Below are 15819 nucleotides of genomic sequence, written 5' to 3' on the forward strand. Positions count from 1 at the left end.
ACGTTCGGTCAACCGTTCGACCAAGGCTACGAATTCGCGTTTAACGTATCGCTCTAACCGATATTGAAACACTTGGAGCTCTTGTTGGATGTCATAGGCGTATTTATCGAGTGTACGTCCAAGTGCACGCTCCAAGCTCTTCCTCGACCCGTCGACCTCGACCGGGTGGAACGTCTCTTTGACGAAGTCCGAGAGGCGGAGAAGCGAACGGGTCTCGAGGTGGGCGAGGAGTTCTTTCGCTTCCCGGTCAAATAGGTCGATGAGTGCTGACACATCGAGTGCCGGCGGGTTCTCGAGTACAGCAAGCAATTGCTTACGACGTTGTTCTTTCAACGACTCGTCTTCTTCCGCTTCGTGTAAGACGCGATTGAAGGCGACGAGCAATGCTGTCGTCTCTTCTTGTATACGCATCGCGTTCGCGAGACGAAGGTCTTTGTCGACATAGCGTTCAAGCGTCGAGACGAATCGGTCGAATCCTACGTCATCCCCTTGCATGGCGTTTCGGCTTGAGATGGGGAGAACGGTCGGTCGTCGAACACCGAGCGCGGTCAACTGTTGCGAGACATAGCTTGTGACCGCATCCCGTTCTTCGTCATCTGTCGCAAGATCGGAGGCGTTCACGAGGAAGAACATCTCGTGGTCTCCGGTCCCTTGGACACGACCGAGCTGGATGACGAGCTCTCGGTCCGCTTCCGTGAACGCATGATTATAATACGTGACGAACAAGACAGCATCCGCGTCACGCATGTAACCGAATTGCACCTCGCTGTGTCGGTTGAACTGCGAATCGGCACCTGGTGTGTCGACGAAGACGATGCCGCGTCGCGCCCACGGTGAGTCGAGGTACAGTTCAATCTCTTTCACGATACAGCTTTTCTCTTCTTGTGCGACGAACGCGCAGAACGTGTCATAGTCGACGGTCTCCATTTGCCCGAGATAATCGAGCGGTGCCGATTTAACAGCATTGACGAACGGGTGGTCGACATCGAGTGAGGCGAGGGAAGTCCCATAACCTTGTAACTCATCCTCAAGTTCATCTCGTGACTTGAAGGTGATTGTCGCTGTACGATTCGTCCGGCCGTTCGGCGGAACAATCTTCGTGATTGACGCCGTGAGCGGGTTCGGTGAGGTCGGTAACACCGTCTCCCCGAGAAGGGCATTGAGGGTCGAAGATTTTCCGGCTGAAAACGCACCGAAGATGGCAAACGTATATTGTTCATGCTTCGCACGCTCGATTTTTTTACGAAGAGTCGTCACACGAGAGCGGAATAAAGGATGACTCTCTAATATTTCACATACCGCATTTTCATAAGAAAAATTAAAATCAAATAAATCATGATCATCTTCCAAAATCGACGTCGATGCAACCTCTGATTCAACAACATTCGACTGTTTTTCCGGGAGATACGTTGCATCGACATAGTTTCGAACGGCCAACTGATCTAATTGACCTGAATCAAGTTGCAACGCTTCATATTGACCGATAGCATCTAGACGGTTCAATAGGCGTAAGCGTAATGCTTCATTATCGAGCGCTTCATACAACTCGTCTTCTTCAGTCGAAAATTGTTCCAAGCGCATGTCGACTTCCGCTTTCATATACGTATCCGTCGAATGGACCCACGGTTCTGAAACTTTCGTCACCCATGACGCAAGGGCCGTCTCGATGTCACGACTAAACTGTAACACCGTGTCACCACTGAGTGATGCACCGGATTTTACTTGTTCAGTGATGAGTGAGCTCGGAGCAATCGGGAGGACATCACCTTTCGGTAGGAGAGTCTCTGGAAGTTTCAAATCTCGGATGATGTCTTCCGCGTACTTCACGAGGTGCGGTCGTAAGTTCATATCAATCAGACGGTTGAACTCTTTGACGGCCACTTCCTCACGACGAGCTCGTTCTTGCTTCGTCTTTTCTTTCGAGAACAAAAGACCGACCTTGAAGGAAGGGGCACAACTCTCGAGATAGGAACGTAGCAATTCACGGAATTCATAGGTCATGATGGGTGCACTCTCGACGATTGGCGCTTGATGTTTGAAGAATTCACGACGGAATGATGTCCACCATGCCCGTTTTTTCTCAAGGCGGTGCAGGCGAGATTGCATTTCCTTCGGACTCTTCTCATAGGTCGGTAATTGATCCAACGTCGATTGAATCGAAGTTTCGTTGCGTTGGACCAACGTATTGATCAATGCATCCGCATGCTCGACTTGCTGCTGTCTCGATTCCGTGATGACTTGTCGCACATACGACCGCAAGCGCTCGACTTCGTTATGTGGATGCTTTAAATCACGAAGTGAGATGTAGAACGTGTCATTTGGAACGATGTCATGATGACGGAATGCTTTCGTCAATGACGCCTTGAAGTCCACAAAGGAAAGCTCATCCTCATCATGCTTGTCGATTTGGTTAATGATGATGGAGTAGGGACGTCCTTCCCGGCTAAATTGTTTCATCAGTCCGATGTTTTGTTCCGATTGGACATGGTTGTAGTCCATCATGAAAAACAAATGATCGGCCAAGAAGAGCGATCGTTCCGTCGCTTGGCGATGTCGTTCATCCGTTGAATCAATCCCAGGTGTATCCATCAACACGACATGTTCATCAAATGGGAACCGATCGATCGTATACTCGACTTCCTTGATTTCCTCGACTTTGCAATAGTCACTGATGTTTGATAGGGAAGAAGTGTCTAATGAAATCCAATCCGTATCATTGATTGCGACGGCTGCCGCTGATTCTCCACCACGTAACGTGACGATATTGGCACTTGTCGGAATCGGACTTGTTGGAAGGAACCCATCTTCTAGCCAGTCGTTGAGCAATGTCGACTTCCCGGCTGAGAAGTGACCACAGACGGCAATCCAAACTTCTTCATTCGTTACTTTTTGTAGGGCGGTGCGGGCGAGTCGTGCTGCGTCCGTCATCTCCTCTCGTTGAAAGGTTAAAGCAAGCCGTGCCAATTGTTCTCGTTGTTCGTGCATGTTTCCCATCCCCTAATTTATGATTCCGTCGTGATGCCGACACGATGTCCGACATATTCATCATTCGTTAAACAATCCAGCACCAACTCGGCGACATCGTCTCTCGAGATTGGACCTGATTGTTTCGTGCCTAACACTTCTTTTGAGACGATGATGTCTCCGCTCGATGGCTCATTGATCAGTTGAGTCGGACAGATGACTGTGAACGCCAATCCGGAGTCTCGTAATAATTCATAAGCCCGTGCATGATCCTCTGCTGCGGTTGTCATCGAACGCTTCGATTCTTTCGTTTCAAAGCGATAGTTGTCGCTGTCATGCGCCTGTAAGATGCCGGCGGTCCCGACAGTGATGATGCGTGTTACATCAAATTGTTTCATCACGTCAATCACGAGTGGTGTGAATGTAGACAATACGTTTTGTTTGTCCGTCCCTAACGCCGAGATGACGATGTCTGCAGATTGTACCGTTTCTAGGACTGCTTCTTGGTCCGTCGCGTCTCCGATGATTTCGTTGACACCTTCCTTTGAATCCAACGAATGTCTCGTTAAGAGTTTGACGTTATGTCCTTGATTTAATAAACGCTCAAGTATCCGTTCCCCTGTACGGCCACTTCCGCCGAATAAAGCAATTGTTGACAAGTAAACCCCTCCCCATCAATATGAAAGAAATATCCAACGCCATCATAACACGGAAGCGTTCACAAAACTGCCTGAAATGGTTCGATTCTGCTTGAAAAGAATGTGGTACGTTTTAGAATTGAGGAAGAAGGCAAAAAATACATATGACAAGCGTAAGAGAGGAAGGCACCATCACATGAAATTTGGGGCTCGAACTATTAAGACCGGACTATCGGTCGCAATCGTTCTCAGTTCCAACAGATCGTCGTCCCGGCACTCGCTGCGTCACTCGCGCTTCTCCCGTCTGTTTATCAGACCGGGCTTCGCCTAATCGAGGAGATGAAAGGGAACTTGATTGGGGCATTGCTCTCCGTCGGGTCCTTGTTGCTCACTCCGAATCCGACACCCATCGCCATCGGATTCGTCATCATCATCGCCATCTCCATTCTTTTGTTTTTAAATTTAGAATCGACGACACGGACCGTCATCTTGACGACGATTCTCATCATGGAAGGGGCAAGTCAGTCGGACATGCCGGTTTGGGTGTTTGCGGGTGAACGTTACTTACTCATCATGATGGGGATTACTGTTGCATTAATCGTAAACGCACTTTTGTTCCCACCTCGATATGAACGGAAACTGGAAGAGCAGGTGACTGAGGTATTTCAAATGGTCGTCCGGATCGCACGATTGTTTGCGGAAACGGAAGGCGGTCGTTCATCCTTTGAATCCTTGCCTGAGACGAAGAAGTTGCATAGTGATTCAAAACAAACATATGCCTATTTTGAAGAAGAAATCAAAGCGAATCGTTGGCTCGAGAAGAAGACTCCGATCTTCCGTCGTGCCGTCCTGAAGTCCAAGATGATTGAGACGAACCGAGCCGCGCTCCATGTCATCGAGAAACTCGATCATGATTTCCATACGATTGAACAACTTCCTCCACAATTGAGCGATGAGTTGTATCGCCACATTCGGCATTTGTTGCGTCGACATGAGCGTCTGTTCTCAGCTTATGAGCTTGAGAACGAGCACCTCATCGACCGGGATGAGGATCTTATTCATGAGAACTTTGACTTTGCGAAGTTAATGATCGAGAGGATGCGAGAAGAAGAGGAAGAACTCATCCTCATTGTCGTGCCGCTCGTAGCGACGATGACCGACTGGGTCAAGGCAATGAATGAACTCGAACGCTACCTTGTGACGGAAATGAAGAAGCATGGAGATAACTTAAAAGTGGAACCACGTAAGAAATGGTTTTTTGAAGACTGAGAAACGGGCCGACATTCGGCTCGTTTTTTAAGAGAGTTAATCTTGTTATAGAAGAGAGGGCATTGAGTATGAAGAAGTCTTTTCAACACATCACAAAGTATTGGAACATCATCGTTATAGGTGATGAATTTGCTGTAAACTACGGAAAAATCGGGACAATTGGAAAGGTACAAGTAAAATCTTTTGAATCCGATTCGGAATGTATGAAAGAAGCAGAAAAACTTATTCGTCAAAAGTTGAGAAAAGGATATGTTGAATGCCCTTTTGATTGGGACAACCATATGTATGTGGATGACCCGGAAGTTGGACCGAATTTTCTGACCTCTCATCCGAAGTATCAGGAATGTTTCAACGATGAATTCTTTGTGGATTGTACGGAAGAATATGCTCCGTTCGGGAATGATGCTGGAGCCGATGCATTGGTTATGTACGAAGAAGTGCTCCGAAAGGATAGAGACCTTTGTTATCTTTCATACGCTTACGCCTTAATTGAAAGTTGGATTGATCGAGATGTTTCCGGTCCAGAAGATTGGTCAACCTATGAATATGCCTATACATGTGATCAAGTCATCGTCGCGGGTGCGTTTGCTTCCATAAAGATGACGGGAAAGCTGACAGGTAATTTGAAAATAATAGGATTAGCGGCCATCCATCGATTAAAACACGCTTTCGAAATAGAGGATCAGTCTATGTTTGATAAGTTATATGAACGCTTGAGTACATTTCCGACCGAATCCTGAAACTTTTCGAGAAGAAACGCGTATACAATAAAGACAGATACATATGAACGATAGGGGGATTCACCATGTCAGAAACAACACCGACACCAGAAGAAGATGTCACACCACAACGAATCAGCGGAACGCTTCCGATTGAGGCACGGGCGGTCTTTCGATTATCGAGCGCGATTTTTTATCTCATCGGTCTCCTCATCACGGGAGTTCTCGTTGTCGTATCATACTGGTTCGACTGGCCGACTTGGCTACAGATTGGCTTTGTCGTGCTGCTTGTCATCGATGTCGTCTATAGCTTGATTGATCTCATCTGGTTCCAAAAGTGGAAACAGGAACGATTCACGTATGATGTCCAGCCACTTGAAATCCGGATTCATCATGGAATCATCACGACACATGACGTACTCATCCCGATGACGAAAGTCCAATATGTTCATGCGGAACAAGGACCGCTTCTACGTAAATACGGGTTACAAACCATCACGATCGGAACAGCGGCCGGTTCACACGAAATCTATGCGATCGAAGAATCATTCGCGAAAACACTCCGTGAGCAGATTGCCATCTATGCACGTATTGAAGAGGAGGATGTCGTATGACCGAGACCGCGTTAACATGGCATCGACTCCCGAGTCGCGTTTTGGTGCTGCGTATTCTCGAAGTCATCAAGTCGTTCGCTATTCCAATCGTCCTACTCTTTGTGCTCAACAACGACTGGGAGTCGACAATCGGCATCATCATTCGAGTCGGGATCCTACTCTTCCTATTACTCGACATTGTCCAGAAGTTCTTTGGATGGTTAAACTTCCGATATGCACTGGATGAAAAGACTGTCTATGTGATCGAAGGGAACTGGTTGAAAAAAGAAAAGTCGCTTCCACTTTATAAAATTCAAAGCGTTCATTCGAACAGTCCATTCCTCTATCGATTGCTTGGTGTAGTGGAATTGACCTTCGATACGAATGCCAACAGTGACGATGCATCGTTCAAACTGGCTGGTGTCTTTCCGACCGAAGCCAAACGACTTGAAGAGATTCTCGAGCAAGTCCGTCATCGGAAACAGAATGCACAAACCGAAGAGAATCCAGAAACGACAGATGCGACAACTGAACAGGCAGAATCTTTACCAAGCCGTCTGTTATATACCTTGTCCACGCGCGAAATCGTGTTGGCTTCTATCACGTCGCTCTCTGTCTTCGCCATCTTCCCGGTCGCTTCAACAATCATCTCTTCGATTGATGACTTCATCAATTTGGATGGGGCGTTCAACCAAGTAGAAGATTATGTCGTCCATGCGTCCATCATCGTCATCGGTCTTCTCGTCATCGGGGTGTTGATGCTGTCGGTCGTGATTGGCATGGTCATTAACTTCTTGAAATATGGGAACTTCCGACTCGAACGAAGAGGGGAGCGCATTCGCGTCGAAAAAGGATTATTGAACCGGAGTGCGAAAGAAATCCCGTATGAGAAGATTCAAGCGATTCGAATCAAAGAGACGTTCATCCGTCGCTGGTTCCACATCGTCGGAGTCGAACTCGTCGCAGCAGGGACGATGGATGAATTAAAAGACGAATCGTCAACGATTCTCCCGTTCATTCGACGTGACCGTGCAATGCAAGTACTCCGTGAGCATTTCACGCACTTCACATGGTCGGATGAATTACATCGACTTCCAAAAAAGGCGTTAGGAATCAAACTCCTCCGAATCAGCTGGTTCGGCTTCATCTTATCAGGACTCGTGCTCTATTTCTTCCGAGATTATGCATGGTGGCTCCTTCTCTTATGGGCCGTCATCATCGGAGGACGTGTGCTCAGTTACGTGACAACCAAATATGTCCGCAACAACCAATTCATTCAATTGCGTACGGGAGCTTTCAACGTCCGGTCGTTCTTGACGGACAAACCACGGATCGAACAGATTCAAGTGAAGCAATCGCTCTTGCAACGTCGATTCGGACTTTGTACGGTACAGTTCTCGACTCGAGGAGGACTCCTATCCGTTGAGACAATTGACGACATTCCAAAAGAAGAAGCGGACGCGATGCTCGTCTGGTTCTCTCGTTATAACGAAATGAATGAAAAACGCTCAGGATAAAGTTTCCTGAGCGTTTGAATTATTTGTGATTTTCGTATCAAATGATGTTTCTCTTACTGAAAACGCGGATAAAGTATGGTATGATGCAAGTAGAAAGAGACCGGTGCTGGACACACCGACCTCTGGCTTACAGGCTCCCACTTTAAGAGTGGTCCCAGCCGCCACAATGGTTAGTGAATCAGAAAGTGACCCATCTCATTGCGCCGAGGGGGTCATTTTTTTGTGCGTTCAGACGTTGCACGATCGGATGTTCGGTGAATCACCAAGTGAACGATGATCGGAGCGAGGATTGGGATCATGACATAATCTCCAACCCAGGTCCAAAGTTGTTCCATCCGCACCACCGCCTTCCTCCATTGTGGACTTGGCGGCTGACCCCACTATCGCTGCGTTAACCTGCCCCTTCATTATAACAGATTCGTTCGTAAAATGGCGTTAAAAATAAGAACAAACGTTCTTGTTTTATAAAATGAATCTTTTGATGGAATCGGTCTCATGAATGGGTCCAAAGAAGGAATTGAGTCGAATCGCTCTTGCTTGTTAGATGTCTGACAGGATATAATCAATCTCGTGTGTATACACGGGTGGGTGAGGGTGCCAATAAAGGATTGATTCCTATGGCAAAACAAACAGAATGGAAAACAGAAACATATGGGGGCGTGCTGAACTTTCTGGCGACAGCATACATCCCGGCCGTGCATGCGGCAATCTTGACACAAGCCGGACTCCCGTTCGAGGGGGCGCTCGTCGGAGCGATTTTGACAAGCATCATCGGGACGTTGATTGCGGGGTTCTTCAATCTTCCGCTACTCTTGTTACCGGGAATGGGGATTAACGCGCTCTTCACGTACACGCTCGTCTTACAGATGGGATTGAGCTGGCAAAGCGCGCTCGCCGTCTCTTTCGTCTCAGGTGTACTCGTCGTATTATTGACGGTCACCAAAGTGGCGAGGAAATTGGCGAATGCCTTTCCACCAATCATTCATGACGGATTGACGGTCGGTCTCGGCCTCTTCCTCATTTTGATCGGTCTTGAGGCGGCTGGATCATGACGGATTGACGGTCGGTCTCGGCCTCTTCCTCATTTTGATCGGTCTTGAGGCGGCTGGAATTGTCTCAGGTGGGGGCGGAGCATTGCTCCACATCGGTGACCTCGGAGAGCGTAACGTCCAGGTGGCCTTTTTATCCCTCTTCGTCGCCATCTTGTTGTTCTTGAAGATGGGACCGAGCAGCTTCCTTTGGACGATCGGTTTCGGTGTTGGTCTCAGCGCCTTGATGGGAACGCTGGAGTGGACGGGAAGCTTCTCATTGTCACCGTTCTTCGAGTCGTTCGGCACGGTGTTTGGGAACATCTCGTTCGCGGAATCTGCGTCTCCGCTCTTCTTAGTCGCGGTCGGTGTACTGACGCTCGTCTTGTTAATTGAAAACATCAGCTTGATCCAGAATCAGACACGTGCAATCGACAAAGAAAAGGATGCGCCGAAAGGTCTCGTTGCACAAGGCCTCTCGACGATGGCCGGGGCCATGTTCGGGTCAAGCCCGACCGTCTCGACGGTCGAAGTGGCTGCCGGCATATCGGTCGGTGCACGAGGTGGGATTGCTTCATTCGTCACATCTGGATTGTACGTGGTATCGCTCTTATTGCTACCGCTCTTTGCAATCATCCCGGTGACGGCAATCGCACCGGTGTTGATTATCATCGGCATGATGATGTTCCAAAACGTGAAGCATTTGCCGCTCGATAACTGGGAGCATGCCTTCCCAGCAATTCTCGTCATCATCATGATTCCGTTCACGTATTCCATCGTCGATGGAATCGGTCTCGGGTTCATCGCATACACGATGATTGTCTTGTTCAAGAAGGGCTACCGGTCACTCAGTCCGGTCGTCGGTGTCTTGACCGTATTGTTCTTAGTTTTCTTCTCATTACCAGTCTGGTTGTAGAGATACGCACGGCATCGTTCGTCATGAACGATGCCGTTTTTTTAATGATTCCTAAGGGATGGTTCATGCTATAATCGCAGTAATTTGAAGAAAACGGGGAGGAGATTTGATGCAAGTCCTTCAAAAATTCGCATCGTACACAGAATGGCTCAAGTCGTTAGAAAAGCTGAGTGAATCTGAGTGGAATAAACAGATCGACTCGGAGAAGTGGTCCATAAAGCAAATCGTCTTACATATCGCCCATTGGGACAATCATCTGTTGAATGTCATCATCCCATCGGTGAAGAACGGCGAAGGGATGATATTCCCTGACTTTGACTCGTTCAACGCGCGGGCGACGAAAAGAGCGGAAAAGTTGACAGGTGAGACCGTACTGAAAGAATCCCTTAACAGTCGGCGAACGCTCGTCACGATGCTCGACTCCTTAAGTGAAGAAGCACTGACTTATAAAACGACAGCGAATGGCGTCTCACATGATCCTCATCAAGGTGTTCCATATTCACTATATGTGATTGTCAGAGAATTCATCGAGCATGACCGACACCATATGAAGCAAGTCGAGTCGATCCTGAATTGAGACATCGGAAAGTGCGTGGTCTGAAACGAAAGTTAAGTCGTCTTCAGCGTAATTTGCAAGAAAATCATTGCGATTTTCCAACTGAGTTTCATAATGGTTATTGGAATACCAAGATTCCGGTCGGACAAACCTTTTTATTGGCTATTCAACATAATGCCCAAATCAAACAGGCAATCATCCATATTCTGCTCGATGAAGCGAAACGACTAGCAAAGCGGCGTGTGGATGAGCGAATGCGAGTTGTCGTGTTACTGGACCTCCCTACATTGTGGAACTCTGAGCTTCTCGTGTTTCAAGATGAAGAGGTGCTACAAACGTTCATGCGACGTGATTCATCCCACCAAAAATGGATTCCGATTCCTCATGAAAAAATGTCTTTGAACAAATGGGTCATCCGTAGTGACCGGGATATTCGCGTATATGGATTTAAGGAATGGTTGTTCGAAGAAGAAGATGAAGGTAGAGAATTGTGGATGCTCGTTCAATGAACGGGCATTTTTCTTTTGTCTAAAAATAACTGAATATTCCGTAAAAATTCATGGTATAATCCATTTAATCCTATTTCCAAAAAAAGGATTTATACTATGAGAGGAGCCGTCACTTGAGATGAAACCGAATATACATAAACGGAAACGCCAATGAAACAAGCCAAAACGATTTTTGTGTCAGGGATTCTATTCTCATTACTACTGGTCGCCCTCATCTCTTATTCCGGTCAACTGGGATACCGTTACTACCAATCATTAGATATCTCAGGGAGCGAGATTACGAGTTGGGTCACCGACTGTCATGACAAACGAAAGTTTTTAGGGATTTTCGAAGTGACGGATGTTGATTTTTGGTGTGGGGAAGACAAAATTATTGAAGAAGACTGGCGAGGGGTTGAGCTTAGCTCTTCTAGTGAAGCTCCAGACGATAAAGGTGGAACTCCAAGAGAGAAGGTTAATGACGAGTCACCTTCTTACGGAAACCCCTCATCAGAAGAGTCGAACAACGTCTCCTACCTCCCATACATGATTACCGCACTAATCATCTTGCTCGGGTGGTGGCTTTGGAAAAGACGACGCCCATCGAAGAAACAAATCGAGGAGGAAGAGTTAGAAATCGAGGATCACTCGCTAGTGATCTCTGACAACTTATCGGAGCAGATAAACCGAACGCTTCATCCATTACCAGCCTCGGCTATTCGACAACAGTTGATTCAATTCGAGGCAGCGTTACCTCCACATAAACGTCGCCGTCCGTATGAGACGTTGTCGACCTGGGCGAAACGAATCGAGCTCGATGCATCCCTACTCACTTATTTAGAGACGCGCTATGACGAAGGGGACATCTCACCACAGCGTGAGCGAGCGTTCACCCAACAACTTGATGAATACCTACTACGCACACAAAAGGAGTCGAACTCATGACCATCCGACACGTATTGGACCAATTAGACCGCATTTACCTCGGTAAACCGGAAATCACAAAATTATGTTGCACAGCCCTATTGGCGAACGGCCATATCTTGCTAGAGGATGTGCCTGGGACGGGGAAGACGTTACTTGCGAAAAGCATCGCCAAAAGCTTTGAGGCAGACTTCGCCCGAATTCAATTCACAGCCGACCTGCTGCCTTCTGACATCATCGGTTCAGACTTCTTCAATATGCAGACCCAGACGTTCGAGAACCGTACCGGACCGATCTTCACGAATATTTTACTCATCGATGAAGTGAACCGCGCCGTTCCGAAAACGCAATCCGCCTTGCTTGAAGCGATGGAAGAACGCCAAGTTTCCATCGGTGGCGTCACCTATCAACTACCGAGACCGTTTTTCGTCATCGCGACGCAAAACCCGATCGAGTCGGCGGGAACGTTCGCCCTACCAGACGCCCAACTCGACCGCTTCCTCATGTCCCTTCAAGTCGGATATCCAGGGGCAGATGAAGAGCGGAACTTGATTCTGCAGACGATTTCAAAGACGAGACATGTGGTACACGCCTTGATGACGAATGCCGCTTTCTTAGAAACACAAGAAAATGTCGAGAGCGTGCGGATTCATGAAGATGTCGTCACTTATTTGCTCGCACTCATCCAAGAGACGAGGCAACATCCGTTAGTCGAAGTCGGGGCGAGCCCACGGGCGACGCTTGCGCTCGTCAAAGCCTCACAAGCTTATGCGTACTTGAACGACCGTCAATTCGTCACGCCTGAAGACGTCCAAGCCGTTGCGCCACACGTTCTCTCGCATCGATTGACCCTCACCCTTGAAGGTGATATCAAATCGACGAAGCGCCAAGTGCTAACGGACGTACTCGAGTCTGTAACTGTCCCCGTCGAAAAGGTGTAACGATGCGACAGGTCGAAATCAGTACACCGTCTATCCTTCAGGACCAACTCTGTCCGGCTTATGTCAGTCTCGGTCTCCTCACCATGTGGATGCCTTATGTATGGCCCATCGCTTATGTATGCGGAGCATTATTAATCGTCATGTTCATCCGGAAACGAATCATTCGAACACTTTCAAACGAAGTCTCATTTTCCATCCGGCAGAAAGAAGATCTCTTGTTCATCGATGATGAGACATCATGTATCGTCCGTATCGATGGGTATGAGCGAATCATTGCCCTTGGTGTTCCGCTATTGATTCGACTAGAGGGTAATGAACGGATGGTATTCGAGGACGGGTCACAGGCATACGACACAAGGATCGAACAGGACATACATCTTGTGAGCGTCTCGGCTGTGAAGCGTGGACCTGCTTCGATTCATACGTGTGTGATGCGTGTCACGTTACCGTTTTATTTAGGTACTCTTTTTTTCACAGATGAGGAGATGGATATGCCCTCATGGATTGTGTTACCTACCATCACGAAGTTACCAATCACCGAATCTCGCATGATTCGGATGGGTGACCGTATCGTCAAGCACTCCCCGTTGAACGATCCGTTGATGATTCAAAGTGCAAAACGATATGAGAAGGAACCGGCTAAACAGATTGACTGGGTCGCCACTTCAAAGGTCAGTCATGTACAGGCAAAAGTGTTCGAACGACAAAATCTCGACACGTTCAAGATTTCCCTTGATTTGAGCGGTCCGCTCGGGAACGGGCTACATGCGCAATATGAAGACTTGATTCAACAGTCGGCCTATTTGGTTTCTTACTTGATCAAAGAAGACTGTAAAGTGGAGCTGTTAATCAACCGACTCGACAAAAACAACCAAGTCGACCGTGTTACACTGGGAGAAGGAAGAAAACAATTACGGCTCATTCTCGTCCGACTGGCGATGATTCATGAATCGAACGCATTTGTTGCGTCATCACGTTTCACTTCATATGTCAGTCGTCGCAAACAGCCGCACGCCGAATTGATTCACATCAATCACGCGATGCTGCTGAAATCTTCAGGGTGATGAAAGGAGAAACACATGCAACGAATGACGAGCTTACTCATAGGTTGTGTCGGACTGCTTGCAAGCACGACGACCGTATCAGCCGAGATGACTGAATCTTCGCCGGAACATTTTGCAGATGCATATTTCTATGACATTGTGATGGATCATATTCAGGGGGATGATCCGACTAATTATCATATGACGGACAGTGAGAACATCACGTTCGGTCCGTTGTTGGAGACGTATATCCCGTCATCCTCTTGCTACAAAACGGGGGAAACATGTACGTTCGTCCCAACAAAAGAATTTGTGGCGACCGTTTTTCAAGATGATGAACCGGTCAACGTGATCGGAACGTATGAACAATCAGCGGGTACATATGCGTTTTCAACGTTCGGTTCAGACAAAGAGACTCCGAAAGCGTTGATGGACGTACAAGGACATCTCGTGAAATACACAGAAAGGTCGGCATGGTTTGATTATGATGGGGACATGTTGGTGGCATTGACATCCTACTCAAAACAGATAATCAGTGGGGATGCAATTTCCACAAAGGACTTCCAAGCCTTATTGATCGAAGAGCATGAAAGTATTGAAGGGAATGTCGAAGAAGGGATGATGGATGGAGCGGGGGACTATTCGGATGAAGCAAAATCAAACAATCCAACATCGAATACCAACCGGTTGATTGGTTTTGCAGTGTTAGCGATGTTGCCATTCGGATATTGGTTCCTTAAAAGACGAAAAGCAACATGATGTCAAAAGATTTATACAATCAACATGAACTACTAGAAATGGTGATCATACCGAGTCATGCACTGAAAGAAGAAGAAGCAAATCGATTGATTTTTCGACATCTGAAGGATGAGGACTTTCCATTGCGCATTGAACGGAAACGAACTGTGAAAGCTACGAGAAAACATCGCTTCTCTTTTGAACGTCAAGAAGAGCATGTGACGACCAAAACCATCAAGAATCGTGAGTCATTAGAATCGGAATTGACACTCTCTTCGAATGAAATCATCGTCCTACAAGGAGAGACAGATTGGATCCTGAGTTATTATGAGGACGGTTTGACGCTTCAAGGAAAGCAAGTGAGTCGTGTCGGAACAAAGGGAATAGCTGATATCGAGTGTTTTCTTGAATATGTGATTACAGGTGCGTTTCCAATCGAGGTATCATTTTGTTTAGATGGAACGTTCGGTCCTCGTGAAAACGTATATCGTTTCATGTTGCATGATGCAGATTGGAAGGCATTGATTGAAAACGAACTGTTGCCCAAGCTTCAAATTCCGAAAGCGAAAAATGTGTGGCAGTCCCTTTTCTTTCCGACAAACAATCAGACAATCGAATGGTTCACTGGTGAATTTCATCCAAACATCTTGGGAAACTTCGTTTTCGCCCACGATGCCCATGACACGTATTATTTCTTGGATCACGTGAATGGAGACATCAAAGTGTTTTGAATGACCCAACTAAAGAAGAAGTGAGTTTGCGTCAATTGATTGAGTCCATCAAACTCAAAACCCGAAGCAAAAAGTACGCCAGTTATGAGAAAGTAGGAATGGAATATGAACTATTTAGAACATCTAGAAAAACATTGTGGCACGTTCGTCAGCGGGTTTGATATCCCTTACTTGCTAGAAGATGATGTCCAAATCATCGAACTTGAAGAAGAGTCCTCTAAAATCACGAGTATTTCGACATTAGGACTGCATTGGCATGCACTTCAATTCGAAAATGGTTCGACCGCTCACCAGGAGTTGCTGTTCCGCTTCAATCAACAGCATGCCAAAGAGGAGTTTGTTGAATTGATGTGGCAGCTGACCGATTATGCGCTAGGAACGCACCAGGCGTTCGAGTTGGGCGAACTCTACGAACTGCCAGAGGAAGTGCTTGAACAATATTCATTTTCTTCGGTCTATGTGACCGCTCCTTTTTACTCAGATGAGTCGTTCATCACATATGAGAACGAGGAGCAGAGCGTCCTAGTCGTCTGGTTTGTACCGATTTACCCTTCAGAAGAGCTGTTCATCGAAGAACACGGAACCGAACAGTTTGACGAACTCCTATATGAGACTGATCGCGAGTTATTCGACTTGAACCGAAAAGAACTTGTCTAACGAACAACCCCTCATACGTGATATGCTCCCCGATAGGTAGACAGATGAAATAACAAATCTGTTTATTCTAATTGGGGAGTGTTTTTTTATGGCGAGA

Annotated in this window: 17 protein-coding genes; 14 read left to right on the forward strand and 3 right to left on the reverse strand. The window is 47.1% G+C overall.

The genetic code is table 11. From position 1 onward, the window contains the following. The coding region (locus ON063_RS12410) for a dynamin family protein (RefSeq protein WP_274665342.1) at positions 1-2985 on the reverse strand (2985 nt) is incomplete at its 3' end. Positions 2986-3002: 17 nt separating this feature from the next. Next, the gene (locus tag ON063_RS12415; protein ID WP_274665343.1) at positions 3003-3623 is read right to left on the reverse strand and encodes an NAD(P)-dependent oxidoreductase; all 621 of its coding nucleotides are present in this window, start codon (positions 3621-3623) and stop codon (positions 3003-3005) included. A 240-nt stretch (positions 3624-3863) separates the two neighbouring features. Between ON063_RS12415 and ON063_RS12420 the strand changes: the two genes are divergently transcribed. The 4 genes from ON063_RS12420 (at position 3864) to ON063_RS12435 (ending at position 7700) form a co-directional block, all read left to right on the forward strand. Next, positions 3864-4871, forward strand: a complete 1008-nt coding sequence (locus ON063_RS12420; RefSeq protein ID WP_274665356.1) for an FUSC family protein — start codon at positions 3864-3866, stop codon at positions 4869-4871. Positions 4872-4939: 68 nt separating this feature from the next. Then, positions 4940-5611, forward strand: coding sequence for a WGR domain-containing protein (locus ON063_RS12425; protein WP_274665344.1), 672 nt, complete (start codon positions 4940-4942; stop codon positions 5609-5611). A gap of 65 nt (positions 5612-5676) precedes the next feature. After that, positions 5677-6204: a PH domain-containing protein gene (locus ON063_RS12430; protein ID WP_274665345.1), complete on the forward strand. Its 528-nt coding sequence runs from the start codon at positions 5677-5679 to the stop codon at positions 6202-6204. Continuing rightward, entirely contained in the window at positions 6201-7700 is a 1500-nt protein-coding gene (locus ON063_RS12435) for a PH domain-containing protein (RefSeq protein WP_274665346.1), read from the forward strand. Before ON063_RS12430 ends, ON063_RS12435 begins: the two co-directional genes overlap by 4 nt. Positions 7701-7912: 212 nt before the next feature. Here the strand turns inward: ON063_RS12435 and ON063_RS12440 are convergent, their stop codons facing one another. Beyond that, positions 7913-8035 carry a hypothetical protein gene (locus tag ON063_RS12440; protein ID WP_255349577.1) on the reverse strand — a complete coding sequence of 41 codons (123 nt, stop codon included), beginning with the start codon at positions 8033-8035 and terminating at the stop codon, positions 7913-7915. A gap of 282 nt (positions 8036-8317) precedes the next feature. Between ON063_RS12440 and ON063_RS12445 the strand changes: the two genes are divergently transcribed. The 10 genes from ON063_RS12445 to ON063_RS12490 all read left to right on the forward strand — a co-directional run bounded on the left by ON063_RS12445 (position 8318) and on the right by ON063_RS12490 (position 15722). Continuing rightward, positions 8318-8752, forward strand: coding sequence for a solute carrier family 23 protein (locus ON063_RS12445; protein ID WP_274665347.1), 435 nt, complete (start codon positions 8318-8320; stop codon positions 8750-8752). Further along, a complete protein-coding gene (locus ON063_RS12450) occupies positions 8733-9644 on the forward strand; it encodes a solute carrier family 23 protein (RefSeq protein ID WP_274665348.1) in 912 nt (303 codons plus the stop codon). The genes ON063_RS12445 and ON063_RS12450 overlap by 20 nt, the downstream gene beginning before the upstream one ends. A gap of 109 nt (positions 9645-9753) precedes the next feature. Then, positions 9754-10221 carry a DinB family protein gene (locus ON063_RS12455; RefSeq protein WP_274665349.1) on the forward strand — a complete coding sequence of 156 codons (468 nt, stop codon included), beginning with the start codon at positions 9754-9756 and terminating at the stop codon, positions 10219-10221. An 11-nt stretch (positions 10222-10232) separates the two neighbouring features. Next, positions 10233-10709, forward strand: coding sequence for a DUF3916 domain-containing protein (locus tag ON063_RS12460; RefSeq protein ID WP_274665357.1), 477 nt, complete (start codon positions 10233-10235; stop codon positions 10707-10709). 150 nt (positions 10710-10859) lie between these two features. Then, positions 10860-11633, forward strand: a complete 774-nt coding sequence (locus ON063_RS12465) for a hypothetical protein (protein ID WP_274665350.1) — start codon at positions 10860-10862, stop codon at positions 11631-11633. Then, on the forward strand, positions 11630-12553 hold the full coding sequence (locus ON063_RS12470; protein ID WP_274665351.1) for an AAA family ATPase: 924 nt from the start codon (positions 11630-11632) through the stop codon (positions 12551-12553). The genes ON063_RS12465 and ON063_RS12470 overlap by 4 nt, the downstream gene beginning before the upstream one ends. Before the next feature lie 2 nt (positions 12554-12555). Then, positions 12556-13617: a DUF58 domain-containing protein gene (locus ON063_RS12475; protein WP_274665352.1), complete on the forward strand. Its 1062-nt coding sequence runs from the start codon at positions 12556-12558 to the stop codon at positions 13615-13617. Positions 13618-13632: 15 nt separating this feature from the next. Then, positions 13633-14355, forward strand: a complete 723-nt coding sequence (locus ON063_RS12480) for a hypothetical protein (RefSeq protein WP_274665353.1) — start codon at positions 13633-13635, stop codon at positions 14353-14355. Beyond that, positions 14352-15065 (forward strand): hypothetical protein, encoded by a 714-nt coding sequence (locus tag ON063_RS12485; RefSeq protein WP_274665354.1) that lies wholly within the window; start codon positions 14352-14354, stop codon positions 15063-15065. Before ON063_RS12480 ends, ON063_RS12485 begins: the two co-directional genes overlap by 4 nt. 105 nt (positions 15066-15170) lie before the next feature. Further along, positions 15171-15722, forward strand: a complete 552-nt coding sequence (locus ON063_RS12490) for a suppressor of fused domain protein (protein WP_274665355.1) — start codon at positions 15171-15173, stop codon at positions 15720-15722. Positions 15723-15819 lie beyond the last annotated feature (97 nt).

This window comes from Exiguobacterium sp. B2(2022) (assembly GCF_028823655.1).
In the GTDB taxonomy this organism is placed as follows: domain Bacteria; phylum Bacillota; class Bacilli; order Exiguobacteriales; family Exiguobacteriaceae; genus Exiguobacterium; species Exiguobacterium aestuarii_A.

Bases quoted from the DNA above. Each gene is read 5' to 3' on its own strand.
- ON063_RS12425 (WP_274665344.1), top strand. From the start codon at position 4,940: ATGAAGAAGTCTTTTCAACACATCACAAAGTATTGGAACATCATCGTT.
- ON063_RS12430 (WP_274665345.1), top strand. From the start codon at position 5,677: ATGTCAGAAACAACACCGACACCAGAAGAAGATGTCACACCACAACGA.
- ON063_RS12435 (WP_274665346.1), top strand. From the start codon at position 6,201: ATGACCGAGACCGCGTTAACATGGCATCGACTCCCGAGTCGCGTTTTG.
- ON063_RS12440 (WP_255349577.1), bottom strand. From the start codon at position 8,035: ATGGAACAACTTTGGACCTGGGTTGGAGATTATGTCATGATCCCAATC.
- ON063_RS12445 (WP_274665347.1), top strand. From the start codon at position 8,318: ATGGCAAAACAAACAGAATGGAAAACAGAAACATATGGGGGCGTGCTG.
- ON063_RS12455 (WP_274665349.1), top strand. From the start codon at position 9,754: ATGCAAGTCCTTCAAAAATTCGCATCGTACACAGAATGGCTCAAGTCG.
- ON063_RS12465 (WP_274665350.1), top strand. From the start codon at position 10,860: ATGAAACAAGCCAAAACGATTTTTGTGTCAGGGATTCTATTCTCATTA.
- ON063_RS12470 (WP_274665351.1), top strand. From the start codon at position 11,630: ATGACCATCCGACACGTATTGGACCAATTAGACCGCATTTACCTCGGT.
- ON063_RS12475 (WP_274665352.1), top strand. From the start codon at position 12,556: ATGCGACAGGTCGAAATCAGTACACCGTCTATCCTTCAGGACCAACTC.
- ON063_RS12480 (WP_274665353.1), top strand. From the start codon at position 13,633: ATGCAACGAATGACGAGCTTACTCATAGGTTGTGTCGGACTGCTTGCA.
- ON063_RS12485 (WP_274665354.1), top strand. From the start codon at position 14,352: ATGATGTCAAAAGATTTATACAATCAACATGAACTACTAGAAATGGTG.
- ON063_RS12490 (WP_274665355.1), top strand. From the start codon at position 15,171: ATGAACTATTTAGAACATCTAGAAAAACATTGTGGCACGTTCGTCAGC.